Source organism: Saccharothrix longispora (genome assembly GCF_030852425.1).
GTDB classification, from domain to species: domain Bacteria; phylum Actinomycetota; class Actinomycetes; order Mycobacteriales; family Pseudonocardiaceae; genus Actinosynnema; species Actinosynnema longispora.
On the sequence record NZ_NSDM01000001.1, the window covers coordinates 292,856 to 318,138 of the forward strand.

Genomic DNA, 25,283 nt, shown 5'->3' on the forward strand with positions numbered 1-25,283 from the left:
CGCCGCGCACCGGTCTCCCTTATAGGCGACCCAGCTCACACGCCTGCGCGTCAGGTAATACCCATTCGTGGCGAATCAAAACCCGACGATCCACCCTTGTGAGTGAGTGACCCACTTCATAGCGTGACCCTCATGCGTGCACACCGGCTGTTGCTGCCGTTGGCCGTGGTCTTCGCGGTCGTCGCCGTCCCCCTGCCCGGCGGCGCCGCGGAGTCCGACGTGGAGTGGGTGGAGGTGTTCTCCCCCGACGGCGCGATCACCAGGACCGCCGTCCCGAGGGCCTTCGAGAGCAGGGCGGCACCGGCCGAGGTGCGGGCCGCCGTCGTCCCGATCCAGCAGACCGGCGCCCCCGAGCAGCGCTTCGACCTGGTGTTCGTCGGCGACGGCTACACCGCCGCGGAGACCGCCGCCTACCACGCGCACGTGGTGGACAAGTGGGACGAGCTGTCCGCGGTCGAGCCCTTCAAGTCCTACAGGCAGTACTTCAACGTGTGGCAGGTCGACGTCGTCTCGAACGAGTCCGGCGTGGACAACGACCCGGCGCTCGGCAGCGCCCGCGACACCGCGCTCGACATGGGCTTCTGGTGCCAGGGGCGCGACCTCCAGACCGAGCGGCTGCTGTGCGTGAACCAGACCAAGGCCACCCAGTTCGCCGCGCTCGCGCCGGGGGCCGACCAGGTCATCGCGCTCGGCAACACCGCGAAGTACGGCGGCGCGGGCGGCGGCGTGGCCACGGCGGCGGGCGGGAACGCCCAGGCCGGGCAGATCGCCGTGCACGAGCTGGGCCACTCCATCGGCGGCCTGGCCGACGAGTACGACTACCCGTACGAGGCGTACAGCGGGGCCGAGCCGACCGAGGTCAACGTGACCAAGGACCCGACCGGCGCGAAGTGGTCGGCCTACCTGGGGCAGCCGTCACCCGACGGGGGCACGGTCGGCGCGTTCGCCGGCGCGAAGTACCACCGGACCGGGCTCTACCGGCCCACCTCGGACTCGATCATGCGCACGCTCGGCCGCGAGTTCAACCTCGTCGGCCGGGACGCGATGGTCGACGCCTTCCGGGCCAGGGTCCCCGAACTACCCTGAGTCCCGAGCCGCCCTGAGTCCCGAGCCGCCCTGAGTCCCGAGCCGCCCTGGGGTCCGAGCCGCCCTGAGGTCCGGCGGTGACGACGGGCCCGGCCGCCGGGGCGTCACGCCTCGGCGGCCAGGTCCTCCACGATCGGCAGCAGGTCGGTGGCGATCACGCCGCCCAGGAACGCGGCCGCGACCCGGTGCTGCCTGTCCAGGACGAACGTGGACGGCACGGCGTTGGGCGGCAGGCCCTTGAACGACAGCATCGCCCGACCCGACTCGTCGTAGATCGACGGGTAGGTCAGCTGCCGGTTGGCGATGAAGTCGCGCGGCAGCTCGGTCGACGTCTCCTTCACGTCCACCCCCAGCACCTGCACGCCCAGCGGCCCGGCCTCGTCCTGCACCTTCTGGAGCTCGGGCGCCTCGGTGCGGCACGGCGGGCACCACGCGCCCCAGATGTTGACCACGACGACCTTGCCCGCGTAGTCGTCGAGGGAGACGGTCGCGCCGTCCTCCATCAGGCTCGGCCCGGTCAGGCCCACGACCTTCTTGCGCTCGTCGCCGTCCCAGCGCAGCTTCGTCTCGCCGTTGGGCGCGACCAGCTGGAACTCGCCGCCCGTGGCGACCGCGTCGTCACCCGTGCTGCACCCGGAGAGCAGCAGCAGCGCCGCCACGGCCGCGGCGAGCGCCCTCATGCCCCGGTCACCCGCGGGTTCGTCGCGCCCGCCGGCTCGGTGTAGACCACGCGGACCAGCTGCTCGCCGTCGAACACCAGCGAGGTCAGCGACGCGAGCGAGCACTCGCGGCGGCGCGGGTCGTGCCACATCCGCTTGCCCTCCAGGAACCGCCGCAGCGTCCAGATCGGCAGCTGGTGCGACACGCACACCGCTTCGTGGCCCTCGGCCGTCGCCCGCGCCCGCTGCACCGCGCCGAGCATGCGGTGCGCGATCTCGATGTACGGCTCGCCCCACGACGGGCGGAACGGGTTGACCAGCTTCGGCCAGTGCTCGGGCGAGCGCAGCGCGCCGTCGCCGACCGAGACCTTCATGCCCTCGAACTTGTTGTCCGCCTCGATCAGCCGCTCGTCGGTGGCCAGCTCCAGCCGGTGGGAGTCGGCGATCGGCGACGCGGTCTGCCGCGCGCGGTCGAGCGGGGACGCCACGACGTGCGCGATGTCGTGGTCGCGCAAGTGCTCGGCCACGGTCAGCGCCTGCTTCTGGCCCCGCTCGGAGAGCATGAAGCCGGGGATGCGGCCGTAGAGGACGCCGGTCGGGTTGTGCACCTCACCGTGCCGCAGCAGGTGGACGACGGTCTTCACTTCGCGGACTCCTCGTGGACTGCTGCCGCCGCGGCACGGGCGGCGTGCGGCAGGGCTTCGGCGATCAGGTCGAAGTCCCGCCCGGTCATGGCCGCGTTGACGAACCACGCCTCGAACGCGCTGGGCGGCGGGTAGACCCCGCGCTCCAGCAGGGCGTGGAAGAACGGCGGGAAGCGCCACGTCTCGGCGGCCTGCGCGCCCGCGTAGTCGGTGACCTCGTCGGCGGTGAAGAACACGCTGACCAGGTTGCCGGCGAACTGCACGCGGTGCGCCACGCCCGCTTCGGTGAGCGCGGCGGTGAACAGCCCGCCCAGCCTGGTCGCGTTCGCGTCGAGCGCGCGGTAGACGTCGTCGGTCGCGGCGCGCAGCGTGGCCAGGCCCGCGGCCACCGCCACCGGGTTCCCCGACAGCGTGCCCGCCTGGTAGACGGGCCCGGCCGGGGCGAGCTTCGCCATCACGTCCGCCCGCCCGCCGAACGCCGCCGCCGGCAGGCCGCCGGACATGACCTTGCCGAACGTGTAGAGGTCGCCCGCGACGCCCTCCAGGCCGTACCAGCCGGCGCGCGAGACGCGGAAGCCCGTCATGACCTCGTCCATGACCAGCAGCGCGCCGTTCTCCTCGCACAGCGCCTTGAGCCCGGCGTTGTGCTTCGGCGCGACGGCGCCCATGTTGCCCGCGGCGGCCTCGGTGATGACGCAGGCGATCTCGCCGGGGTTCTCGGCGAACGCCGCGCGCACGGCCTCCAGGTCGTCGAACGGCAGCACGATCGTGTCGGCGGCCTGCGCGCCCGTGACGCCGGGCGAGGTGGGCAGGCCGAGCGTGGCGACACCGGACCCGGCCTGGGCGAGCAGCGCGTCCACGTGCCCGTGGTAGCAGCCGGCGAACTTCACGACCTTCCGCCGCCCGGTGAAGCCGCGGGCGAGGCGGATCGCGCTCATCGTGGCCTCGGTGCCGGAGTTGACCAGGCGCACCCGTTCCACCGGCGCGACGCGACCGATGATCTCCTCGGCCAGCTCGACCTCGCCCTCGGTGGGCGTGCCGAACGACAGGCCGCCCACGGCCGCCGACCGGACGGCCTCCACCACGTCGGGGTGGGCGTGACCGAGGATCATCGGACCCCAGGACGACACCAGGTCGACGTACCGGTTGCCGTCGGCGTCCCACAGGTGCGGGCCCTCGCCGCGCACCATGAACCTGGGCGTGCCGCCGACCGACTGGAAGGCCCGGACCGGGGAGTTCACGCCACCGGGGATCACCGCCGTCGCGCGCTCGAACAGTTCCTGGGATCGCGTCGCTGTCACGCCGTCCAGTCTCACACGTCCCGTTCGGCGCCCTGTTCCCAGCCGTCGTGATCCCGGTCGCCCGGTGCGCGCCCGTCCCGCTCCGGCGCCCTCGTGCGCACCGCGAGCACGGTCTGGCGCACCGCGTCGAGCAACAGCACGCCGGCCACCAGGACCAGCCCGGCCGCCGCGCCGACCCAGTTGCCCTTCATCCGGGTGGACTCCAGCGGCGGGCCGTCGGGCACCGGGTAGCCGTAGCGCAGGATGCCGCGCTGCCAGCACCACACCGCGAGCGCCACCAGCAGGACCGCCAGCACCACCTCGCCGACGGCGGCGAACGCGCGTCGGGGCTGGTTCAGCCGGGGTCCGGCGGTGTCCGGCTCGGTCTCCACGGTGCTCGCGGTCACGCGGTCAGCTTCTCACGACCGGCGCGTGGCGAGCAGCCTGGCCAGCGCGGCGCGCAGCGCGTCGGCATCGCGCGCCCAGGCGGTCGCCACCGTGCCGTCGACCAGCCTGACCGGCACCGCCTCCGTGCCGCGCGGCAGGGTCCAGCCGCCGCCCAGCACGGCCGAGCCCGCGCGCGGTTCGACGCCCTCCACCTCGGCCACGTCGCGGACCTGGAGCTCCTCGCGACCCACGTGCAGGGCCACCGGGGTGAGCCGGACCGCGTACAGCCGCCGCCTGCCCTGCACCCACAGCAGCGTCGGCAGGAACAGGGCCACCGCCACCAGCGACCACAGGACCGGGCGGAACGCGCCGGTCAGGCCCTCCACGCCCAGCCCGACCAGTGCGAACAACGGCCCCCACAGCAGGGGCCACCACGACGCGCCGTTCTCGGCGTACAGGGTCGGCTGCTCCACTTACCCGAGGTTCCCCGCGAAGTAGTGCCGGGTGCCCGGCAGGAAGCTGAACACGGCCGCCACCGCGGGCAGCAGCAGCCGCAGCACGACCACCACCCACGACGCGGGCTCCAGGCCCTCGCGCGCCGCCACGACCACCGCCGCGACGGCCAGGATGCCGATCACGAACGCCCCGCCGCACAGCGCCAGCCGCGCGTGGTAGCCGCCCCGCACGAACGCCACCGAGCCGAGCACCCCGCCGATGGCGAGGCAGCCCGTGCCGAACAGGGTCAGCACGGACCCGGTGCTGACCAGCCCGCCCTCCTCGGCGGTGAACCGCACGACCGTGCCGACCGGCCACGACAGCGACGCGAGGACCCAGAACACGAACGCCACCAGGACCGCACCGGGCCGCACGAGCGCGGTCGTGAACTGGTCCACGCCGCGCATCTGGCCGGGGTAGCCGGGCAGCGGTCCCGCCTGCGGCTGGTTCACCGGCCTCATCGGCGTGCCGTACGGGTCGAACGGCGGTTGGGTCATCTCGGCACCGACCTCGTGAACGCGGTGGACGCGGGCAGGGACATCGACACCGTGCCCGCCGTGGTGGTCCCGGCGAAAGCCGGTGCCCGGACCAGGCCGGCGGACGGGTGCGCGTAGGGCGGGACGAGCAGCGCGGTGGCGGCGAGCCACGACCAGGACGCGGCGGTGAGCGTCGCCGGGCGGGTCGGCGGCGCCTCGTGGGCGGCCTGACCGGGCAGGGTGACGTGGTGGTACGGGGACTCGAAAGGACCGGGATCGGGCATGGGCGGCCTCCGCGGCTAGTGCTGCCGCACCCACTGTGCCGTACCGCGCAGCCACGTGAGGGCCAAACCGACCGCGACGAGCAGCAGGGTCACCAGGTTCACCGCGGTCGCGCCCGGCAGCACGATCCACAGCACGTGCAGCGCGGCCACCACCGTCAGCACGCCCCGCGCCCACCCCCTGCCGCGCCGCAGCAGCAGGCCGCCGCCGACGTACCCGACGCCGAACAGCAGCGCCACGGCGGTCAGCTGCACGAAGATGCCGCCGACCAGCGCCGGGTCGTCGCCCGCGCGCGCCGCGGCCTGCTCGAACTCGTCGCGGCGCAGCCACAGCACCGCGTTCTCCAGCAGCAGGAAGACGCCCAGCGCGAACCACACGGCGGTCGCCGCGCGCACGACCGGGGGTGGCGCGACCCGGGACGGTGGCCCGCTCACCCGGCGCGCTTGAGGGAGTCGAAGTAGGCCTTCGAGTTCGGCAGGTACAGCGTCACGATCGCCGCGCCCACGACCAGCACGATGAGCAGGCCGACCAGCGAGAACCCGATGAGGTGGTAGACGAAGACCACGGCGCCCAGGATGGTCAGCGCGACGCGGGCCCAGGTGCGGCCGGCGCGCAGCCGGAAGGCGAAGAAGGCCATGAGCAGGCCGAGCACGACGCCGACGCCCGTCACGAGCACCAGGGTCGCCTTGACCGCGGCCTGGAACTGCTCCTCGGTGAGGCCCTGCGAGCCACCGGGGCTGTTGCGGGCGGCCTCGACGGCGGCGTCCTGCTGGGTCAGCACCAGCAGCGAGGACAGCACCAGGAGCACGGCGCCGGCGATCCACAGCCAGAACGACGTGCGGACCTCGCGCGGCTCGGCGGGCTTGACGGAGCCCGCGGGCTCCCAGGCGGGCATCGGCCGGACCGGGTCGTCGTCGTCCTGAGGAGTCGTCACGTGGGAGAACGCTAGGGGCGGCCACGGCCCGCTGTCCACCGCGACAGGCGGTGGGCAGCGGACCTGTGACCTCGGCCGTCAGCTGGCCTTGAAGTAGTGGTTCGCGTCGGCCTTGTACATGAAGACGATGCCGCCGACGATCGCCGCGAGCTGCACCAGGTTCAGCAGCGCCTGGATCGCGCCCAGGAAGCCGACCGCGAACAGGATGCCGATCGCGAGCAGGCCCAGGAGGCCGAACAGCACCGCGAGGCCGCCGAGGACGGTCAGCAGGATGCGGGCCCAGTTGGCGCCCTTGCGCATCTGCATCACCACGACGATCCACAGCACGGCGATGACCAGGCTGAAGATGATGCTGCCGTAGCTCGGCGACGCGTCGCCGATGAGGGCCGGGTCCACGTTGAGGGACCTGGCGGTCTCCTCCGCGATCGCCTGGGCGGTGGCGAAGCCGATGAGGCTGCCGAGGATGCCGAGGCCGGCCGCGACCAGCCACAGCAGGTACGCGGTGTCGACGGACTTCGGGCGCGCCGGAGCCGCCATCTCGCCGTGGCTCAGCGGCGGCGCCGGCTGGTAGCCGCCCTGCTGGGGGTAGCCGCCTTGGGGCTGGCCACCCTGCGGGTAGCCACCCTGCTGCGGGTAGCCGCCCTGCTGGGGGTTGCCCTGGTTGTAGGGGTCGTTCGGAGTGGTCATGCGACGGACCGTAGGAGTGCGCGGGGTCCCAGTCGACCGGAAATCACAATCCGTTAGCTACCTGGGGTGGCTTTGCACTGACCGAGCGCACTGATCTGAAGTGCCCGGAAACTGATGGTGAGAACACCAGCACCACGGCGACCGCGTCGATGATCATCGTGACGACGCCGAAGGCCAGGTCAACGGGGTTGACGGCCAGGCCGAACGCCGTGGCGACACCGGTCACCACGGCCAGCAGCCGCACGATCCCGAGGAACGCGCCGCCCGCCGCGAGCAGGGTCAGCACGATCCGCGCCCAGTTCCGGCCGGCCGCCACCCGGTTCGCCAGCAGGACGTACAGCAGCAGCACGCCGGCCACCAGCAGCAGGCCGAACACGATGCCGCCGGTCGCGGCCGCGTCCAGCTCGTCCTGCCCGAGACCGGGCTGGCGGGCGCGCAGCTCGCCGATCAGCATCTCCCGGTCGCCGAGCTGCACGACGAACCGCGCCATGCCGACGACGGCGGCGAGGATGAACAGCCACCGCGCCAGGTCGACGCGCTTCGGCGGGACGGGCTTGGCCGGCTTGGCGCGCTTGCCCGCCGGCGCACCGGGTCCGGTCGTCCTCGGTCCGGTCATCCGCGGTCCAGCCAGCCCGCGGCCTCGACCGCCCAGTAGGTGAGCACGACGTCCGCGCCCGCGCGGCGGATGGAGGTCAGCATCTCCAGCACGGTGCGCTCGCGGTCGATCCAGCCGTTGCGCGCCGCCGCCTCGACCATCGCGTACTCGCCGGAGATCTGGTACGCCGCGACCGGCACGTCCGAGACCTGCGCCACGGCGGCCAGCACGTCCAGGTACGGCAGCGCGGGCTTCACCATGACCATGTCGGCGCCCTCGGCGAGGTCGAGCGCGACCTCGCGCAGCGACTCGCGGATGTTCGCCGGGTCCTGCTGGTAGGTCTTGCGGTCGCCCTGGAGCTGCGACTCCACCGCGTCGCGGAACGGCCCGTACAGCGCGGAGGCGTACTTGGCGCTGTAGGCGAGGACACCGGTGTCGGTGTGCCCGGCCTCGTCCAGCGCGGCCCGGATGACCCCGATCTGGCCGTCCATCATGCCGCTGGGGCCGACCACGTGGGCTCCCGCCTCGGCCTGGGCCACGGCCATCTCGCCGTAGACCTCCAGCGTGGCGTCGTTGTCCACGGCGCCGTCCGGGGTGAGCAGGCCGCAGTGGCCGTGGTCGGTGAACTCGTCCAGGCAGCAGTCCGACATCAGCACGGTGCTGTCGCCCAGCTCCGAGCGCAGGTCCCGCAGGGCGGCGTTGAGGATGCCGTCCGGGTCGGTCGCGCCGGACCCGACCGCGTCGCGCTCCGCCGGGACGCCGAACAGCATGATGCCGCCGACGCCCGCCTCCACCGCCTCCACGGCCGCCTTCACCAGCGACTCGCGGGTGTGCTGGCGCACGCCGGGCATGCTGGCGATCTCGGCGGGCCGCTCCGCGCCCTCCTTGACGAACATCGGCAGCACGAGCTGGCGCGGCCGGACGGTCGTCTCGCTGACCAGGCGCCGCATGGCGGGCGTGGTGCGCAGCCTGCGGGGCCGGTGGGCTGGGAACACGGTGGTACTCCCTCGTCGTGAAAAGCGTCGGGGCCACGCGAAGGTGGCCCCGACGGCGGTGCTTCGAACTACCGGAGCCCTCAGGAGCGGCGCAGGCGCTTGGTCTTGCGCGGGGGCGGCAGGGCGCCCTCGGCGCGCAGCCGCGCCGCGTGCTGGGCGAGCGCGTCCACCAGGGCCGGCACGTTGGCGTCCTCGGGCTGCACGTCGACCCGCAGGCCGAACTCGCGCGCCGTCTCCGCCGTCTGCGGCCCGATGCACGCCACCAGCGTGCGGGCGTGCGGCTTGCCCGCGATGCCGACCAGGTTCCGGACCGTGGACGACGAGGTGAAGCACACCGCGTCGAACCCGCCGGACTTGATCATCTCGCGGGTGTCCGCGGGCGGCGGGGCGGCCCGGACGGTCCGGTAGGCCGTCACGTCGTCGATCTCCCAGCCGCGCTCGCGCAAGCCGGCCGCCAGGGTCTCGGTGGCGATGTCGGCCCGCGGCAGCAGCACGCGGTCCACCGGGTCGAGGATGTCGTCGTACGGCGGGAAGTCGGCCAGCAGGCCCTCGGACGACTGCTCACCGGACGGCACCAGCTCGGGGATGATGCCGAACGAGCGCACCTTCGCCGCCGTGGACTCGCCCACGCAGGCGATCTTGACGCCGGAGAACGCGCGGGCGTCCAGGCCGAACTCGCGGAACTTCTCCCACACGGCGCGCACGGCGTTGGTCGAGGTGAACACCACCCACTGGTAGCGGCCGTCGACCAGGCCCTTCACCGAGCGCTCCATCTGCGCCGGGCTGCGCGGCGGCTCCACCGAGATGGTGGGCACCTCCACCGGGATCGCGCCGTGCGAGTGCAGCCGGTCGCTCATCGCGCCCGCCTGCTCCTTCGTCCTCGGCACGAGCACGCGCCAGCCGTACAGCGCGCGCGACTCCCACCAGGACAGCTTCGGCCGGCCGGCCACGCCCGCGCCGACCGTGACGACCAGCGGGCCGCCCAGGTCGCCGGCGTCGGCGGCCAGCGAGGCCAGGGTGGTGTCGACGGTGCGCTGGCCGAAGCCGGTGCCGTCGGCGGTCACCGCGACCGGCGTCTGCGGCGCGAGGCCGTGCTCGACCAGCGAGGACGCCGCCTCGGCCAGGTGGCCGCCGGTGGCGTGCAGCACGAGCGTGCCGGGCGCGGCCGCGAGGCTCGCCCAGTCGGTCACGCCCCGGACGTCGGCCTCGGTGTGCACGGCGCCGAGCGCCACGCCCGCGTAGGCGGGCACGGCCGTGCCGCCGGGGACGCCGGGGACGACGTCGAACGCGATCGTGGTCTTGGAGACGGCCTGCGCCTCCTTGACCACGGAGTCCTGGGTCAGCGGGTCACCCGCCACCAGGCGCACCACGGCGTGGCCGTTCTTCGCCTCGGCGACCAGGTCCTTCGCCACGTCGGCGGGGTCGCCCACGGCGGGGCGGACCTCGACGCCGTCCGGTACCAGCGCCACCACCTCGCCCGGTACGTCCGGGTCGGTCACCACGAGCTCCGCCTTGGCGAGCAGGTCGCGGGCCCGGACCGTGAGCAGCCCGGTGTCGCCGGGGCCGGAGCCCACGAAGGCGACTCGGCCGGGGGTCTTGCGCGCGCGGGTCATCAGGGAACTCCCCATCAACTACGCCCCGCCGGCGACGCGGTGGCGTGGCCGGAGAGGTCGAGCAACTCGGCGGCCAGCGCGCGGCCGAGTTCCTCTGCTGCGGTCAAGTCACCGGTGGCAGACGCACGGAGGAGGTCGCCGTCCTCCGTCGCCATGACCCCGCGCAGGGACAGGCGGAGAACCTCTTCCCCTGCGTCGTCGAGGTCTTCCACCACATCGGCCAGTGCGCCGACCGGCGCGCTGCAACCCGCCTCCAGCGCGGCCAACAGGGCGCGCTCGGAGGCGACAGCGGCCCGACTGGCCGAGTCGTCCAGAGTGGACTGGAGGAGGTGTTCGGTGTCGACGTCGTCGACCCGGCACTCCACTGCGAGGGCGCCCTGCGCGGGCGCGGGGAGCATCTGGATGGGCTCCAGCGTCTCGGTGATCTCGGCCGTGCGGCCGAGTCGGGAGAGGCCCGCGCGGGCCAGCACGACGGCGTCCAGCTCGCCGTCGACGACCTTGCGGATGCGGCTGTCGACGTTGCCGCGGATCGCGACGACCTCGACGCCCAGGCCCAGCGCCTCCAGCTGCGCGGCGCGGCGCGGCGAGCCGGTGCCCACCCGCGCGCCCTGCGGCAGCTCGCCCAGGGTCAGGCCGTCGCGGGCGACGAGCGCGTCGCGCGGGTCCTCGCGGGGCGGCACGGCGGCCAGCGACAGGCGCGGGTCGGGCGCCGTGGGCAGGTCCTTGTACGAGTGCACGGCGATGTCGACCTCACCGTCGGCGAGCGCGTCGCGCAGCGCCGAGGTGAACACGCCGATGCCGATCTCGGCGATGGGCGCGTGCGAGCGGTCACCGGGCGTCGAGACGGTGATGATCTCCACGTCGGCTCCCGCCGCGCGCAGCGCGTCGGCCACGTCGCCGGTCTGCGCGAGCGCGAGGGCGCTGCCGCGGGTGCCGATCCTCAGGGTGCGGTTCACCGCTTCTCACCTTTGGGTTGCGTCGAATGGGGTGTGCTGACGGCGGACGGCGCCTGCGGGTCGAGCCCGAACAGCTCGCGCAGCGCCTCGGCGTAACCGGCGCCCCCGGGTGCCGCGGCCAGCTCCTTCACCCGCACGGTGGGGGTGTGCAGGAGCTTGTCCACGACCCGGCGCACGGTCTTCGCCAGTTCGTCGCGCACCGCGCCGTCCAGCTCGGGCAGCCGCGAGTCCAGTCGCAGCAGCTCGGCGTCGACGACCTCGGCGGCCCGCTTGCGCAGTGCCGTCACGGTGGGCGTGACCCCGGCCGAGCGCTGCCCCGCCAGGTAGGCGCGGACCTCCTCGGCCACGATCTCCGCCGCGCGCAGCGCGTCCTGCCCGGTCGGGGCGTCGGACAGCCTGCGCTGGAGGGTCTCCAGGTCGACCACGCGGACGTTGTCGAGCAGCGTCGCGGCGGGGTCGACGTCCTTGGGCAGGCCGAGGTCGCAGACGACCAGCGGCTTGCCGGGTTCGCGGTCGCCGATCAGCTCGGCGCCCACGACCGTGTCGACGGAGCCGGTGCAGGCGAACAGCACGTCCGCGCCGGTGATCTCGTCGACCAGGTGGGCCAGGTCGGTGGAGCGGGCGGCCACGCCGTCCGCGCGCAGGGCGCCGGCCAGCCGCTCGCCGTTGGCGGCGGTGCGGTTGGCGATGGCGACCTCGCCGATGCCGGCGCGGCGCAGGTGCGCGGCGGCCAGGCCGCCCATCGAGCCGGCGCCCACGATGACGGCCTTGCGGCCGGTCAGGCTCCCCAGGACGCCGGCGGCCTCGCCGAGGGCCTCGGACACGACGGACGAGCCCGCGTGGTCGATGCCGGTGTCGGTGTGGATGCGCTTGCCGACCCGCAGGGCGTGCTGGACCAGCTCGTGCAGCGTGCGCCCGACCACGCCCGCCTCGTCGGCGGCGTTGTAGGAGCCGCGCAGCTGGCCCAGGATCTGGGCCTCGCCGACGACCATGGAGTCGAGGCCGCCCGCCACGGAGAACAGGTGCTCGACCGCGGCGGCCGAGTAGTGCACGTAGAGGTGGTCGAACAGGTCGCCGGGCTCGGCGCCCGCCTGCTCGGCGAGCACCTCGACGACCTCGTTCATGCCGCCGTGGAAGGTCTCGACGACCGCGTAGACCTCGACCCGGTTGCAGGTCGAGAGCAGCACGGCCTCGGACACGCTGGGCGACCGGAGGAGCCGGTCGAGGACCTTGGCGCGGTCCGCGTCGGCGACCGCGACGCGCTCCAGCACGGGGACGGGGGTGGTCCGGTGGGACAGACCGACGACGAGCACGCTCATGCGGCCACCACCGGCCGGCTCGCTACCCGCACGATCACGGGCGAATCACCACCCCGTCCACTCCCACGCCGTTGACCACGTCACCGGCGGCCTCGTCCGCCCGTCGCGCGACGTGGAACGACAGGATCTGCATCTCGACCGCCAGGTCGACCTTGCGCACCTCGACGTAGTCCGGGACCTGGAGCACGACGGGTGCGAAGTTCAGGATGCACTGAACACCCGCCGATACCAAACGGTCGCAGACGGCCTGAGCGGCCTGCGGCGGTGTCGCGATGACGCCGATCGACACCTCGCGCTCGGCGCAGACGGACGTGATGTCGTCGATGTGGTCGACGGGTATGCCGCCTACCGGCACTCCCGTGAGGTCCGGGTCGATGTCGAACAGCGCGGCGACCGGGAAACCGCGGCTGGGAAAACCGCCGTAATTCGCGAGCGCGTGACCAAGATTACCGATCCCGACGACCGCCACGGAGTGCTTGCGGGTGAGGCCGAGGATGCGCTCGATGTGGCTCACGAGCACCTCGACGTCGTAGCCGACGCCGCGCGTGCCGTACGAGCCGATGTAGGAGAGGTCCTTGCGGAGCTTCGCCGAGTTCACCCCGGCCGCGCCCGCGAGCTCCTCGCTGGAGATGGTCGTCACCTGCTGCTCGACCATGCCGGACAGCACCCGGAGGTAGACCGCGAGCCGTGCGACCGCCGCCTCGGGGATGGCCCGGGCGCGCTCGCGGACCTCGGCGGTCGTCTCGGGAGCGGTCGCCTTCGGGCTGGTCACGACACCGTCACCCTGCCCCCGCCGATCCGCCACGCTGAGACTCCTCGACATCCGTCGCACCGACCCGCCGGGCACCGCCACCAGCGGGGTGATGCGACCACCGTACCGCTTGTGAACGCTTGCACAAAGTTGGCGGACGGGACCGCTGTCGCCCGCGTCACCCCCGCGGAGGACGTGTCACCCGACCGCCGGCGCCCCCTCGCCGAAAAACAGGTGAGCCGCGCCTCCCCGCGGATACGGGGGGACGCGGCTCACCTCCGGGTGAATTCCCGATGTCATTCCTACGGCCCGTCGGAAAATCCGCCGTGCGAAATGCGCGGTGCGGAATCCGACCGGGGTGGGGCGGTGGGAGCGGCCCGATCCGCCGGGCCGCTCCCACCTGGTCCGCTGCCGGTCAGGCGGCCGGCGGGGTCAGCACCTCGCCGATGACGAACACGGTGGCGTTCGCGGTCGGGATGTTGCCGCACAGCACCGGGGCGCCGTTGACGGTCATCGCCTCGCCGGTGCCGGCGATGGTGAGCTGCTTGCCCTGGAGCGAGTCGACGGAGCCCGCGGACTCCAGGCCCTTGGCGTCGTAGCGCTTGCCGACGACGTGGTACTTCAGGATGTCGCCCAGCACGGCCGGCCGGCCCGCCAGCTCCGCGAACTTCGCGTCGCCCAGCGCGGCGAACGCGGGGTCGGCCGGCGCGAAGACGGTGATCGCCTCCTGCGAGTTGAGCGTGTCGACCAGGCCCGCGGCCTGCACGGCCGCCACCAGCTTGGTGAGCAGCGGGTTGTTGGACGCGGCGGTGGCGACCGGGTCGGACACCATGCCCTGCAGCGAGCCCTTGTCCGCCGGGTCGCCGGGCACCTGCGCGCAGCCGGCGCCGAACACGTCCGTGGTCTGCGTGACGCCGTCGCCGCCCGAGGCCATCGGGGCGGACGAGCCGGGGGCCATCGTGGTGGTCGTCTCGGCGGCGGCGCTGCTGGTGCCGGAGGACGCGGTGTCGCTGCCACCGCAGGCGGTGACCGACAGGGCGGCGGCGGCGATGGCACCGATCATGGCGAGCTTGGGGTTCCGCACAGCGGATCACTCCTCGTTTTTGCCGGGTTCGGTAGTCACTAAGACGTTCGAACCACTCGCCGATCCGGTTCGACCGAATCACTCGATCGTGAAAAAAACCGAGTGCCAGCCGGTCGCGCCGTCGGGAACGGGGGCCACGCGGGCCTGTGGCTGCGTGACACCGTCCGCGTCCGTGGCGCGCACCTCGACCAGGTGACCGCCCGGCGGCAGGTCCAGCTCGGCCCGCCACATCCGCCAGGTCGAGCCGTTGACCTCCTCCGCCAGCTGCGCCGTCTGCCACGGCCCGCCGTCGGAGCGCAGCTCGACCTTGCCGACGCCCGTGGGCTGCGCCCAGGCCACGCCGGTGACCACGACCCTGCCGGTGACCGTGGAGAGGCCCTTGGGGCTGTCGATGCGGGACATGACCTTGATCGGCCCCCGCTCGCCCCAGCCGCGCTCCAGCCAGTACGCCTTCCGGGCGGCGAACGTGGTCAGCTCCAGGTCGACGACCCACTTGGTGGCCGACACGTAGCCGTAGAGGCCGGGCACGACGAGGCGGGCCGGGAAGCCGTGCTCCAGGGGCAGCGGCTCGCCGTTCATGGCGAGGGCGACGAGGGCGCCGCGGTCCTCCTCCATCACGACGTCGACCGGGCTGCCCGCGGTCCAGCCGTCGGCGCTGGTGGAGAGCAGCTGGTCCGCGCCGTCCCGCACGCCCGCCTCCCGCAGCACGTCGCGCAGCGGGACGCCGACGAAGTTCGCGGTGGACACGTACGGGCCGCCGACCTCGTTGGACACGCAGGTCATCGTGATCGTGCGCTCGACCAGGTCGCGGCGGCGCAGGTCGTCGTAGCGGAGGTTCAGCTCGCGGTCGACCATGCCGTGCACGCGCAGCACCCAGTCCTCGGCGCGCACGCGCGGGACGCTCAGGGCGGTGTCGACGCGGTAGAAGTCCCGGTTGGGGGTGATGAAGCCCGGCGTGCCCTCACCGGCGAAGTCGGCGGTGGCGGGGATCGGCGGGGCCGGCCGGGCGGGGGTGAGGTCGCCGACGGCGCGGCGCGACGCCTCCACGTCCACGCGGGTGGCCAGGAGCTGCCCGCCCGCGCCCGCGACGGCCGCGCCGACCGCCGTGGCGCCCGAGGCGATGAGGAACCGCCGCCTGCCCTCGGAGTCGACGCCGGCGCGGCGCGCGTCGGCGTCGGTCCCGGCGGACCCGGTCGCATCGGGTCCGGTCGCATCGGGTCCGGTCGCATCGGGTCCGGTCGCATCGGGTCCGGTCGCGGTCGCGGGTCCGGCGGAGGCGCGCAGGGCGCGGGCGTGCAGGGCGCGGAACACCGCGACGCCCACCACCAGGCTCGCGATCGGTGCCAGGACGCCCAGCTGCCCCAGGTCCGGCCGGTACACCACCGCCGCGACGCCGAGCAGGCCCAGCACGACGGCGAGCACCGTGCCGGGCAGCGGGGAGCGGCGCGACAGCAGGCCCGCCACCAGCGCCGCGACCACCAGGACCACCGCCATGCCGAGCAGCAGCACGAGCTTGTCGTGCGTGCCGAACGTGCGGACGGCGAAGTCCTTGACCGGGCTCGGCGTGAAGTCGATCGCCGTGTTGCCGACCGCGAGGAACGGCGACGCCGGCGGCCCCACCAGCGCCGCGACCAGGTGTCCGGCCGCCAGGGCGGCGGCCACTCCGAGCAGTCCGACGAGTGCGGCGGTCCAGCGCTTCATGGGAGGTATTCGACACCCGCGCCCGACCGGTTCACCGAAACCGTAAGCGGCCGGTAACCGGGCCCCGCCCGGGCGGGGCGGTCCCGGGCGGGTCGGCGCGCGTTCAGGCGAGCGCCGCCCGCAGCCGGTCCTCCTCGACCGACCAGTACCCGTGCTCCTCGCCGTCGACCAGGATCACCGGCACCCGGTCGCCGTACTCGGCGCGCAGCTCGCGGTCGGCGTCGACGTCCTGGACGTCCCACGGGACGCCCAGCTCACCGCAGATCCGCTCCAGGTCCGCCCTGGCCCGCTCGCAGGCGTGGCAGTCGACCCGGCTCATCAACGTGACGTGGTGGCTCACGCGTCCAGGCTAGAGCCCGTCGGCGGCGGCCCCGTCAGGACAGGGGCAGCCGCAGCCGGGCCCGCGCCAGCTTCCCGGTCGGCGAGTGCGGCAGGGCGTCGGCGAACTCCACCACGGTCGGCACCTTGAACTTCGCCAGCCGCGCCGCGCAGTGCTCCCGCACCTCGTCCTCGGTCAGCCCGCTGCCCTCGGCGCGCACCAGCACGACCTTCACCGACTCGCCGGTGCGCTCGTCGGGCACGCCGACCGCCGCCGCCTCGGCCACCCCGTCCAGCTCGCCCACCACCTGCTCGACCTCGTGCGGGTAGACGTTGAAGCCGTTGACGATGATCAGGTCGCCCGCCCGGTCCACCAGGTGCAGGTCGCCGTCCTCGTCGAGGTAGCCGACGTCGCCGGTGCGGAACCAGCCGTCGGCGTCCGGGCCGTGCGCCCCGTCCGGCCAGTAGCCGCTGAACAGGTTGTCGCCCTTCGCGGCGACCAGGCCGGTGCCGGGCTCGTCCTCGTCCAGGTCGAGCGGGCGGCCGTCGGTGTCGACCAGCCGCACCTGCACGCCGGGCAGCGCGCGGCCGACCGAGCCGGGCTTGGGCGTCCCGCCGGCGAGGGTGCTGGTGAGCACCGGGCCGGTCTCGGTGAGGCCGTAGCCCTCGTAGACGGGCAGGCCGACGACCCCGCGCACGGCGTCGAGCACGCCGGGCGCGAGCGGCGCGGCGCCGGAGGTGAACAGCCGCACGGTCGCGAGGTCCTCGCGGAGCCGCTCGGCGGGCTGGGCCAGGATCGCCGAGTACATCGGGGGCACGCCGACGAGCGTGGTCACCCGGTGCTCGCGGATCGCGGTGAGCGCCTGGTCGGGGTCGAACCGCTCCAGCAGCACGGCCGTCGCGCCCGCGCCCGCCACCTGGAAGAGGCCGGGGCCGAGGCCGTAGACGTGGAACAGGGGCAGCGCGAGCAGCACCCGGTCGCCCGCGGTGACCGGGGCGGGCCGCAGGGCCGCGCACTGCTCGACGTTGGCCAGCAGCGCCCGGTGCGACAGCATCGCGCCGCGCGGCGAACCGGACGTGCCGGAGGTGTAGCCGAGGACGGCCAGGTCCTCGCCGGAGCCGATCGCGGCGAACTCCCCCGCGCCGCCCTCCCCGGTGGGCTCCGGGGTCGGCTCGGGCAGCACCTCGGCGTCGCTGCCGCCGCCGTCGCCGATCAGCAGCCGCGCGCCGCTGTCGGCCACGAGGCGCTGGAGCTCGCGGGCGGGCTGGCCCGGACCGGCGGGCACCACGACGCCGCCGGCGCGCAGCACGCCGAACACGGCGACGCAGAACGCGGGGCCGGTGGGCATCCGCACGACCACCCGGTCGCCGGGCTCGACACCCGCTCGGACCAACCGGTGCGCCTCGGCGTCCACGGCGGCGTCCAGCTCCGCCCAGGTGACGCTGTTCGCAGTCGTGACATCGACCAGTGCGACGTGCTTGGGTCCACGGTGCGCGGAGGCGCGGACCAGGTCGGCGACGTTGCGGGCGGAAGCGGCCAACTCGACCTCCTGGGGAACCACGGCGTACCTCAGCGCAGTCTGTCACGTGCGGACGGCGGCGTGCAGTGCCGCCACCCGCATCGCAGGCCCGACCCCGTCCATCGTCACCTACTACGGAGTAACAAGACGTATGCTGCCGGCACGGCGACTCTGTGGAGGTGCCGCGCGCCGATGACCGCACGGGCACGCGAGAACCCCGTCCGAACCAACCGGACGCTCCGCTCACGGTGGAGCGCGGGAGGGCAGTCCAACACGATCGACAGCGTGGGGAGCAACGCGGCAGAGGAGCCGTGGGACCTCGTCCGTGCCGCGCAGGAGGGCGACACGGACGCGTTCGGCGCGCTCTACGACCGGTACGTCGACGTGGTGTACCGCTACGTGCTGTTCCGCGTGGGCGACCGGACGTTCGCCGAGGACGTGACCAGCGAGACCTTCCTGCGCGCCCTGCGCGGCATCCGCTCCATCAGCTACCAAGGCCGCGACGTGGGCGCCTGGTTCGTCACCATCGCCCGCAACATCGTCTTCGACCACGTGAAGTCCAGCCGCCACCGGCTGGAGGTGACCACGGCCGAGCTGACCGACAACCGCGAGGTCGCGGACGGTCCGGAGCAGGAGGTGCTGACCGGCGCGGCTAACGCCGAACTGCTCCGCTGCGTCGCCCAGCTGGGTGACGACCAGCGGGAATGCATCACCCTGCGCTTCATCCAGGGCTTGTCCGTCGCCGAGACGGCCGCGAGGATGGGCCGCAACGAAGGCGCCGTCAAGGCCCTGCAGCACCGCGCGGTGCGCCGGTTGGCCCAACTGCTGCCAAACTGGCTGCGATGATGACCACCGCACCGCACCGGCACGCGTAACCCGGGACCGCCCGGTTCGTTAGCCGTTGCAGGATCGCTCGGACGGTGCGGGATGGTGGGCAGAGGGATCACGCCGTTGTGGCGTCACAGGCAGCGCGAGCAGTTCGCCCGCGCCGTCGACGCGCACCTCGGGGACGAACGCCCCGACGAGGCGCGGGACGAGGACGAGGCGTTCGCCGACGAGCTGGCCGTCGTGGCCCTGCTGCGGAAAGCCGCAGTCACCGCCGGGCCCGACGAGGAGACCAGGGCCAGGATGCGCGAGCGCGTCCTCGGCGCGAGCCCCCCGCCGCCCACCGGGGTCGACGTCGTCCGCCCGCACCGCGCCGGGGCGCGCGGCCGCTTGGCGGTCGCGCTGGTCGCCGCGCTGTGCCTGGTGTTCTCGCTCGCCGGGATGAGCCTCCTGCTGAGCCGCGACGCGCTGCCCGGCGACGCCCTCTACGGGGTGAAGCGGACCGCCGAGTCCGCCTCGCTCGGCCTGACCTTCGGCGAGGAGCCGAAGGGCTACAAGCGCCTGGAGTTCGCCGCCGCGCGCCTCGACGAGATGGAGACGCTCGTCGACCGCTACCGCGAGTCCGGCGGCGGACCGCTCGGGGCGTACCTGACCGCGCTGGCCGACTTCGACGCCGACGCCGCGGCCGGTTCCCGCGTGCTGACCGCGCTCGGGGCGGACTCGGACCAGGGCGCGCTCGACGGGCTCCGCGACTGGGCCTCGACCCAGTCCGGCCGGCTCGCCGGGCTGCTGGGGTCGCTGCCCGCCGGGGCCGCACCGCGCGCCGACGAGTCCCGGGGCCTGCTCGACCGGATCGCCGAGCGCGCGGTCGCGCTGCGCGCCCGCACGGGGTGCGCCGCGGTCGCGTCCGGCGAGGTCGACCAGGTGGGTCCGCTGCCCGCCCGGGACGACTGCGCCGCGCCGCCGGCCCCGACGGGCACGACCGCGCCCACGACGGTCGCGCCCACCGCGCCGCCCGGGTCCGCGGCGGTCGTCCTGCCCACCGCGCCCGACGGCGAACCCGACGGCGAACCCGGCCGGACCTCGCCGGACCAGCCCGGCACCGCGACCCCCACACCGGGCGCCACGCCGACCGCGCCGCTGCCGCTGCCCCTCCCGCCGGTCACCACCACGCCCGGACCGCTGCTGCCGCTGCCCACCCTGACGATCCCGTCGCTGCCGCTGCCGCTGCCGCTGCCCGGCCTGGGCGGCTGATCGCTACCCTGTGCCCATCGGACCGCGGGAGGCGCTGACGTGGTGATAAGGCGTGTGGTGGAGGGCTCGGCCGAGCGGGAGAGGCTCGCCGCACTGGCCGGCGAGGCGTCGGCCGAGGCCGCGCTGGCCGACGTCGGGCCGTCCGGGAGCGCGTCCACCGACCTGACCGCCGCCGCCTTCTTCGACGTCGACAACACGATGATGATGGGCGCGTCGATCTTCCACTTCGCCCGCGGCCTGGCGGCCCGCAAGTACTTCAGGAACTCCGACCTCGCGGGCTTCGCCTGGCAGCAGCTCAAGTTCCGGGTCGGCGGCCGGGAGGACCCGCAGAGCGTGGCGGCGTCGCGCGAGCAGGCCCTGTCGTTCGTCGCGGGCCGGTCGGTCGCCGAGATCGTCTCGCTCGGCGAGGAGATCTACGACGAGCTGATGGCCGACCGGATCTGGACCGGCACGCAGGCGCTCGCCCAGATGCACCTGGACGCCGGCCAGCGCGTGTGGCTGGTCACCGCCACGCCGGTCGAGCTGGCCCAGATCATCGCCCGCAGGCTCGGCCTCACCGGCGCGCTCGGGACGGTGTCCGAGAGCTCCGACGGCGTCTACACCGGCCGGCTGGTCGGCGACCTCCTGCACGGCCGGGCCAAGGCGCACGCCGTGCGCGCCCTGGCCGCCAAGGAGGGCCTCGACCTGCGCCGCTGCACCGCCTACTCGGACTCGGTCAACGACGTGCCGATGCTGTCGGTGGTCGGCACCGCGGTGGCCGTGAACCCGGACTCGGGCCTGCGCGAGACCGCCCGCAAGCGGGGCTGGGAGATCCGCGACTTCCGCACCGGCCGCAAGGCGGCGAGGATCGGCGTGCCCTCCGTGCTGGGCGCGGGCGCGCTCGCCGGGGCCGTGGCGGCCACCATGGCCTACCGCCGCCGCCTGCGCTGACCGGCCCGGACCGCCCCCGCCGGCGGTCAGCCCAGGAACACGTTCCGGCGCTGCGAGAGCAGCCGGTAGAGGGTCTGCTGGATCGTCTCCCGGACCTGGTCGGTCAGGTTGAACACGAGCATCGGGTCGTCCGCCGCGTGCTCGCCGTGCACGTCGGTCCGGATCGGCTCGCCGAACTCGATGTACCACTTCGACGGCAGCGGGATCGCGCCCAGCGGCCCCAGGAGCGGGAAGAACGGCGTCACCGGGAAGTAGGGGAACCCGAACAGCCTGGCCAGCGCCTTGATGTCGCCGATCTTCGGGTAGATCTCCTCGGCGCCCACGATCGAGCAGGGGATGATCGGCACGCCGGTGTCCAGCGCCGCCGACACGAACCCGCCGCGCCCGAACCGCTGGAGCTTGTAGCGGTCCTTGAACGGCTTGCCGATGCCCTTGAACCCCTCGGGCCACACGCCGACCAGCTCGCCGGAGGTCAGCAGCCGCTCGGCGTCCGGGTTGCACGCGAGCGTCTGCCCGGACTTGCGGGCCAGCGCGCCCAGCACGGGCGTCTTGAACACCAGGTCCGCGCCGAGCATCCGCAGGTGCCGGTGCCCCGGGTGGTCGTTGCGCAGCGCGAACGCCGTCATCAACGCGTCCAGCGGCAGCGTGCCGGAGTGGTTGGCGACGATCAGCGCGCCGCCCTCGGCCGGCACGTTGTGCAGGCCGATCGCCTCCACCCGGAACCACTTCTCGTACAGCGGCCTCAGCGGCGGCATCAGCACCGCGTCGGTCAGGTCGCGGTCGAAGCCGAACTCGTCGACCTCGTAGTCGCCCCGCACGCGGCGGCGCGCGAAGGCCAGCAGGTCCGCCAGCCGCCGCTCCCAGTCCGCGGGCCGCCGCTCCGGGGTCGGCAGCGGCGTCACCGTGCCACCCGGTTCCGTGCCACCCGGTTCCGCGCCACCCGGTCGCCGGTCGGCCCGGTCCCCGCCGTGCAGGGGGATGACCCGTGCCTCCGCCACACCCGCCTCCTCTCCAGAACCGCTACCGGAACCTGGCGGCCACGCCGAGCACACCGCGCTCGACGGACGCCACCAGTTCCGGGTCGATGACCGGCGACAACGCCCGGCCGCTCACGTAGTCGTCGAACGCCTGGCGGGTGGTCCACCTCGGTGTGAAGCCGAACTCGGTCTTCAGCAGCGTCGTGTCCACCACCCGGCCCCAGTTGAGGAACCGCATCTGGTCCGGCGAGAAGTCCACCAGCCGCGCGCCGCGGAACAGCCGCCCCACCGAGGGCACCGCCGGGCTCGGCACGCGCAGGTTCACCCGCCCGGCCCGCCTGATGGCCTGGGACAGCAGCAGCACGCCGTCGCCGCCCACGTTGTAGACGCCGGGCAGTTCGCGCAGGGTGGCGCGCTCCAGGACCGCCAGGGCGTCCTCGGAGTGCAGCAGCTGCACCCGCGCGTCGTAGCCCAGCACCGTCGGCACGACCGGCAGGGCGAAGTACCTGGTCAGCACGGTGTCGATGCGCGGACCGATGAAGTTCGTGAACCGCAGCGACGTGACCGACACGTCCGGGCGGCGGCGCGCGAAGCTCCGCACGTAGCCCTCCACCTCGACCGCGTCCTTGGCGTACCCGCTGGAGGGCAGGTCCTTGGGACCCATGTCCTCGGTGAACACGGCCGGGTCGCGCGAGCTGGACCCGTACACCGCGCTGGTCGACTTCACGACGAGCTTGCGCACGTGCGGCGACTTCTGGCACGCGGCCAGCAGCTGCATCGTGCCGATGACGTTCATCTCCTTCATCGCGGTGCGGCCGGTCGGCCCGGCCGGGTTCGCGGTCACCGACGCGTGGACGACCGTGTCGACCTGCGCGGTGGCGATGACCTTCGCGATGAGCGGGTTGCGGATGTCGGCGCGCACGAACTCCGCGCGGCCCATGCGGCGCAGCACGTCGCGCGGCGGCGGCTCGGTGTCGACGCCGAGCACGCGTTCGACCTCCGGGTTCGCCGCGAAGCGCGCGGCGAGGTGGCCGCCGAGGAAGCGGCTGCATCCGGTGACGAGGACGACCCTGGGCGCCATGCGACTCCATCTGCGGGGGGACTGGCGACGATGCTAGCCCCGTTCCGCGCGGCGCGAACGCCGGCGGGGCGGCACCTTGACGCAGGTCACCGGAGCTTCCGCCCGATTCACCCGAACGGCGGGGTGACGCGGGGGCCCGGAAACGGCGACACCGCCGGCCCCGCGGCACGTGGCCGGGGACTGGCGGTGTCCGAGAACCCGCTGGGGTTACTTGCCGCGCTTCCTGCGCTGCACCCGGGTCTTGCGAAGCAGCTTGCGGTGCTTCTTCTTCGACATGCGCTTGCGGCGCTTCTTGATGACCGAGCCCATGCGGGTCCCTCTTCTACTACTCGACGTCGGTTGTCTCCACGCGCCGGTGGAGACACCCGTCAAGTGGGCGCGCCGACACCAGGCACGAACGGCCTATGAGTTTACCCGGCGGCCTGCGCGGGCTCTCACCCGGCGTCGAAGTAGGCGTTGCGCAGGTACTCGTCGACCGCTTTCTCCGGAACTCTGAACGACTTGCCCACGCGCACCGCCGTGAGCTCTCCCGAGTGCACCAGGCGGTACACCGTCATCTTCGACACGCGCATCACTAGCGCGACCTCGGCGACCGTCAGGAACTTGACTTGGCCGAGCGACTTCTCCTCCGCAGGCATGGATCACCGCGTCCTTCGACACGCGTCGTGCCGTCGGCTTCCCCACCGACGGTTCGACACGCACGTGCTCCCCCGAGAGTAACGGGACTCGTGGGACTGGTGCGACGGCCAATGGCCGGATCAGTCCACCTCGTGGGCGCGCCCCAGCTCCACGGAGCGGTCCCGGGCGGCCTCCAGGGCGGCCAGCATGGCGGCGCGCACGCCGTGCCGCTCCAGCTCCCGGATGGCCATGATGGTGGTGCCGGCGGGCGACGTGACGGCCTCGCGCAGGATCGTCGGGTGCTGCCCGCCCTCGCTCAGCATGGTGGCCGCGCCGACCGCCGACTGGATGATCAGGCTGCTGGCGAGGTCGCGCGGGATGCCCAGCAGGATGCCCGCGTCGATCATGGCCTCGACCAGGTAGAAGAAGTACGCGGGACCCGAGCCGGACAGCGCGGTGACGGCGTCCTGCTGGCTCTCCGGGACGCGGGCGACCCGGCCCACGGTGCTCAGCAGCTCCTCGACGAGGTCGAGGTGCTCCCCGGTCGCGTACCGGCCCGCGGAGACCGCGCTCATGGCCTCGCCGACCACCATGGGCGTGTTGGGCATCACCCGGACCACCGGGGTGCTGTCGGGCAGGCGGCGCTCGAACAGGGTGGTCGGCAGGCCCGCGCACAGCGACACGACCAGCGTGCCGGGCTTGAGGGCGGGCGCCAGCTCGTCCAGCAGCGGCTCGATGTCCTGCGGCTTGACCGCGACCACGAGCACGTCGGCCCGCTGCGCGGCCCCCGCCACGTCCAGGCCCTCGATCCCGTACTGCGCGGTGAGCGCGGCGGACCGGTCCGGGTGCTTCTCGGTGAACAGCAGCTCGTCGGCCTCGCGGCCACCCTGGAGCAGGCCGGAGAGCAGCGCCTCCCCGATCTTGCCGGCGCCCAGCACGGCGATGGTCGTCATGCCGCCTAGCCTGCCACGCGCCCGCAACCGCGAATCGGACCGCCGGGGGTCAGCCCGCCGGGGTGAGGGCGAGCTGGCGCGCCTGGCACACCAGCCGCCCCGTCGAGTCCACCACCACGGCGTCCTCGTCGAACCACTGGCCGTGCACCGCGCTGCACGACACCCGCAGGCGCAGCCAGCCCGGGGCCGGTTCGGCGCGCAGCAGGGCCGTCAGCTGGACCGTCGGCGACCAGCCGAACCGGCCGAGGTTGAAGGTGACCGGCATCGAGATGTCGCCCGCCAGCAGCGCGAAGTACGGGTCGGGGCGCTCACCGTGCGGCTTGGCCCACAGGCGCAGCACCAGCGGGTCGCCGGTCCGGCCGTTGAGGAAGCCCGCGCCCTCCTGGTCCAGCCGCACGTCGCACACGCCACCGAGCTTGTAGACGCCGCCGGGCCCGAGGGAGGCCAGGTCGACGGCGTTCGCGGGCGGCGCGGCGGGCATGTCCGGCAGGTCGGTGTACTCGGGCCGCTCGGCGGGTAGCCGGCCGACCGTCACCGACGCCTCGACGCACCCGCGCCCGCGCTGCTCCAGCACCGCCGTCACCACGGTCGCGGTGCGCCCGGCCTTGCGCACGTCGGTCCTGATCAGCACCGGCCCCACCTCGGGGGCGCGCAGGAACTGGGCGCTCACGGCCAGCGGCGCGAGGGCCTCCGCGGCGGGCACGGCGACACCGGCCGCGTGCACCGCCGCACGGGCCACCAGGGCGAGCAGGAACCCGCCGTGCGGCTTCGGCCCCACGGTCCACTCGGCGGGCAGGGCGGCGGTGAACGTGCCGTCGCCGAGCGGGCGGACGGCACTGGCTACCGAGAACGGCACGGGGCTC

Annotated in this window: 30 protein-coding genes; 4 read left to right on the forward strand and 26 right to left on the reverse strand. The window is 73.8% G+C overall.

The window, feature by feature from the left end; translation table 11 throughout:
- Positions 1-132: 132 nt before the first annotated feature.
- Entirely contained in the window at positions 133-1,086 is a 954-nt protein-coding gene (locus tag CKY47_RS01535; protein WP_306743762.1) for a M64 family metallopeptidase, read from the forward strand.
- Positions 1,087-1,190: 104 nt separating this feature from the next.
- Here the strand turns inward: CKY47_RS01535 and CKY47_RS01540 are convergent, their stop codons facing one another.
- The 20 genes from CKY47_RS01540 to CKY47_RS01635 all read right to left on the reverse strand — a co-directional run bounded on the left by CKY47_RS01540 (position 1,191) and on the right by CKY47_RS01635 (position 17,824).
- Entirely contained in the window at positions 1,191-1,766 is a 576-nt protein-coding gene (locus tag CKY47_RS01540; protein WP_306743763.1) for a TlpA disulfide reductase family protein, read from the reverse strand.
- Positions 1,763-2,389 (reverse strand): histidine phosphatase family protein, encoded by a 627-nt coding sequence (locus CKY47_RS01545; protein ID WP_306743764.1) that lies wholly within the window; start codon positions 2,387-2,389, stop codon positions 1,763-1,765. The genes CKY47_RS01540 and CKY47_RS01545 overlap by 4 nt, the downstream gene beginning before the upstream one ends.
- On the reverse strand, positions 2,386-3,690 hold the full coding sequence (hemL, locus tag CKY47_RS01550) for a glutamate-1-semialdehyde 2,1-aminomutase (RefSeq protein ID WP_306743765.1): 1,305 nt from the start codon (positions 3,688-3,690) through the stop codon (positions 2,386-2,388). Before hemL ends, CKY47_RS01545 begins: the two co-directional genes overlap by 4 nt.
- An 11-nt stretch (positions 3,691-3,701) precedes the next feature.
- Entirely contained in the window at positions 3,702-4,076 is a 375-nt protein-coding gene (locus CKY47_RS01555) for a hypothetical protein (protein WP_306743766.1), read from the reverse strand.
- 12 nt (positions 4,077-4,088) lie between these two features.
- Positions 4,089-4,529 (reverse strand): transport-regulating membrane protein Mce1N, encoded by a 441-nt coding sequence (locus CKY47_RS01560; RefSeq protein WP_306743767.1) that lies wholly within the window; start codon positions 4,527-4,529, stop codon positions 4,089-4,091.
- Positions 4,530-5,048, reverse strand: coding sequence for a hypothetical protein (locus tag CKY47_RS01565; protein WP_306743768.1), 519 nt, complete (start codon positions 5,046-5,048; stop codon positions 4,530-4,532). It lies immediately after the preceding gene.
- Positions 5,045-5,311, reverse strand: a complete 267-nt coding sequence (locus CKY47_RS01570; protein WP_306743769.1) for a hypothetical protein — start codon at positions 5,309-5,311, stop codon at positions 5,045-5,047. The genes CKY47_RS01565 and CKY47_RS01570 overlap by 4 nt, the downstream gene beginning before the upstream one ends.
- Positions 5,312-5,326: 15 nt before the next feature.
- On the reverse strand, positions 5,327-5,743 hold the full coding sequence (locus tag CKY47_RS01575; RefSeq protein ID WP_306743770.1) for a hypothetical protein: 417 nt from the start codon (positions 5,741-5,743) through the stop codon (positions 5,327-5,329).
- A complete protein-coding gene (locus CKY47_RS01580) occupies positions 5,740-6,243 on the reverse strand; it encodes a hypothetical protein (RefSeq protein ID WP_306743771.1) in 504 nt (167 codons plus the stop codon). Before CKY47_RS01580 ends, CKY47_RS01575 begins: the two co-directional genes overlap by 4 nt.
- Positions 6,244-6,321: 78 nt before the next feature.
- A complete protein-coding gene (locus CKY47_RS01585) occupies positions 6,322-6,930 on the reverse strand; it encodes a hypothetical protein (protein ID WP_306743772.1) in 609 nt (202 codons plus the stop codon).
- 43 nt (positions 6,931-6,973) lie between these two features.
- Positions 6,974-7,546 carry a hypothetical protein gene (locus CKY47_RS01590; RefSeq protein WP_306743773.1) on the reverse strand — a complete coding sequence of 191 codons (573 nt, stop codon included), beginning with the start codon at positions 7,544-7,546 and terminating at the stop codon, positions 6,974-6,976.
- Positions 7,543-8,520, reverse strand: coding sequence for a porphobilinogen synthase (gene hemB / locus CKY47_RS01595; RefSeq protein WP_306743774.1), 978 nt, complete (start codon positions 8,518-8,520; stop codon positions 7,543-7,545). The genes CKY47_RS01590 and hemB overlap by 4 nt, the downstream gene beginning before the upstream one ends.
- A gap of 80 nt (positions 8,521-8,600) precedes the next feature.
- On the reverse strand, positions 8,601-10,133 hold the full coding sequence (locus CKY47_RS01600) for a bifunctional uroporphyrinogen-III C-methyltransferase/uroporphyrinogen-III synthase (protein WP_306743775.1): 1,533 nt from the start codon (positions 10,131-10,133) through the stop codon (positions 8,601-8,603).
- A gap of 14 nt (positions 10,134-10,147) precedes the next feature.
- Positions 10,148-11,089, reverse strand: a complete 942-nt coding sequence (hemC, locus tag CKY47_RS01605; protein ID WP_306743776.1) for a hydroxymethylbilane synthase — start codon at positions 11,087-11,089, stop codon at positions 10,148-10,150.
- The gene (locus tag CKY47_RS01610) at positions 11,086-12,408 is read right to left on the reverse strand and encodes a glutamyl-tRNA reductase (RefSeq protein WP_306743777.1); all 1,323 of its coding nucleotides are present in this window, start codon (positions 12,406-12,408) and stop codon (positions 11,086-11,088) included. The genes hemC and CKY47_RS01610 overlap by 4 nt, the downstream gene beginning before the upstream one ends.
- A gap of 34 nt (positions 12,409-12,442) precedes the next feature.
- The gene (locus tag CKY47_RS01615) at positions 12,443-13,213 is read right to left on the reverse strand and encodes a redox-sensing transcriptional repressor Rex (protein WP_306743778.1); all 771 of its coding nucleotides are present in this window, start codon (positions 13,211-13,213) and stop codon (positions 12,443-12,445) included.
- 361 nt (positions 13,214-13,574) lie between these two features.
- Positions 13,575-14,243: a fasciclin domain-containing protein gene (locus tag CKY47_RS01620; RefSeq protein ID WP_306743779.1), complete on the reverse strand. Its 669-nt coding sequence runs from the start codon at positions 14,241-14,243 to the stop codon at positions 13,575-13,577.
- Positions 14,244-14,321: 78 nt separating this feature from the next.
- Entirely contained in the window at positions 14,322-15,944 is a 1,623-nt protein-coding gene (locus tag CKY47_RS01625; protein WP_306743780.1) for a molybdopterin-dependent oxidoreductase, read from the reverse strand.
- 103 nt (positions 15,945-16,047) lie between these two features.
- A complete protein-coding gene (locus tag CKY47_RS01630) occupies positions 16,048-16,284 on the reverse strand; it encodes a glutaredoxin family protein (protein WP_306743781.1) in 237 nt (78 codons plus the stop codon).
- A 34-nt stretch (positions 16,285-16,318) separates the two neighbouring features.
- Positions 16,319-17,824, reverse strand: coding sequence for an AMP-binding protein (locus tag CKY47_RS01635; RefSeq protein ID WP_306743782.1), 1,506 nt, complete (start codon positions 17,822-17,824; stop codon positions 16,319-16,321).
- Between the two features lie 150 nt (positions 17,825-17,974).
- Here CKY47_RS01635 and CKY47_RS01640 point away from each other — a divergent pair, with 150 nt between their 5' ends.
- From CKY47_RS01640 to CKY47_RS01650, 3 genes are all read left to right on the forward strand, one after another.
- Positions 17,975-18,628, forward strand: a complete 654-nt coding sequence (locus CKY47_RS01640; RefSeq protein ID WP_306743783.1) for a sigma-70 family RNA polymerase sigma factor — start codon at positions 17,975-17,977, stop codon at positions 18,626-18,628.
- Positions 18,629-18,712: 84 nt separating this feature from the next.
- Positions 18,713-19,861: a DUF5667 domain-containing protein gene (locus CKY47_RS01645; protein WP_306743784.1), complete on the forward strand. Its 1,149-nt coding sequence runs from the start codon at positions 18,713-18,715 to the stop codon at positions 19,859-19,861.
- Positions 19,862-19,900: 39 nt separating this feature from the next.
- A complete protein-coding gene (locus CKY47_RS01650) occupies positions 19,901-20,791 on the forward strand; it encodes an HAD family hydrolase (RefSeq protein ID WP_306743785.1) in 891 nt (296 codons plus the stop codon).
- Positions 20,792-20,817: 26 nt separating this feature from the next.
- Here CKY47_RS01650 and CKY47_RS01655 read toward each other — a convergent pair whose 3' ends face one another.
- From CKY47_RS01655 to CKY47_RS01680, 6 genes are all read right to left on the reverse strand, one after another.
- Positions 20,818-21,789, reverse strand: a complete 972-nt coding sequence (locus tag CKY47_RS01655; protein WP_306743786.1) for a lysophospholipid acyltransferase family protein — start codon at positions 21,787-21,789, stop codon at positions 20,818-20,820.
- A 22-nt stretch (positions 21,790-21,811) separates the two neighbouring features.
- On the reverse strand, positions 21,812-22,849 hold the full coding sequence (locus CKY47_RS01660) for an NAD-dependent epimerase/dehydratase family protein (RefSeq protein ID WP_306743787.1): 1,038 nt from the start codon (positions 22,847-22,849) through the stop codon (positions 21,812-21,814).
- Positions 22,850-23,056: 207 nt separating this feature from the next.
- Positions 23,057-23,158, reverse strand: coding sequence for a 30S ribosomal protein bS22 (locus CKY47_RS01665; RefSeq protein WP_015105422.1), 102 nt, complete (start codon positions 23,156-23,158; stop codon positions 23,057-23,059).
- A 125-nt stretch (positions 23,159-23,283) separates the two neighbouring features.
- Positions 23,284-23,487, reverse strand: coding sequence for a helix-turn-helix domain-containing protein (locus CKY47_RS01670; protein WP_033428478.1), 204 nt, complete (start codon positions 23,485-23,487; stop codon positions 23,284-23,286).
- Between the two features lie 120 nt (positions 23,488-23,607).
- Complete coding sequence (proC, locus tag CKY47_RS01675) at positions 23,608-24,420, reverse strand: pyrroline-5-carboxylate reductase (RefSeq protein WP_306743788.1); 813 nt, start codon at positions 24,418-24,420, stop codon at positions 23,608-23,610.
- Between the two features lie 49 nt (positions 24,421-24,469).
- A complete protein-coding gene (locus CKY47_RS01680; protein WP_306743789.1) occupies positions 24,470-25,276 on the reverse strand; it encodes a thioesterase family protein in 807 nt (268 codons plus the stop codon).
- Between the last annotated feature and the right edge of the window lie 7 nt (positions 25,277-25,283).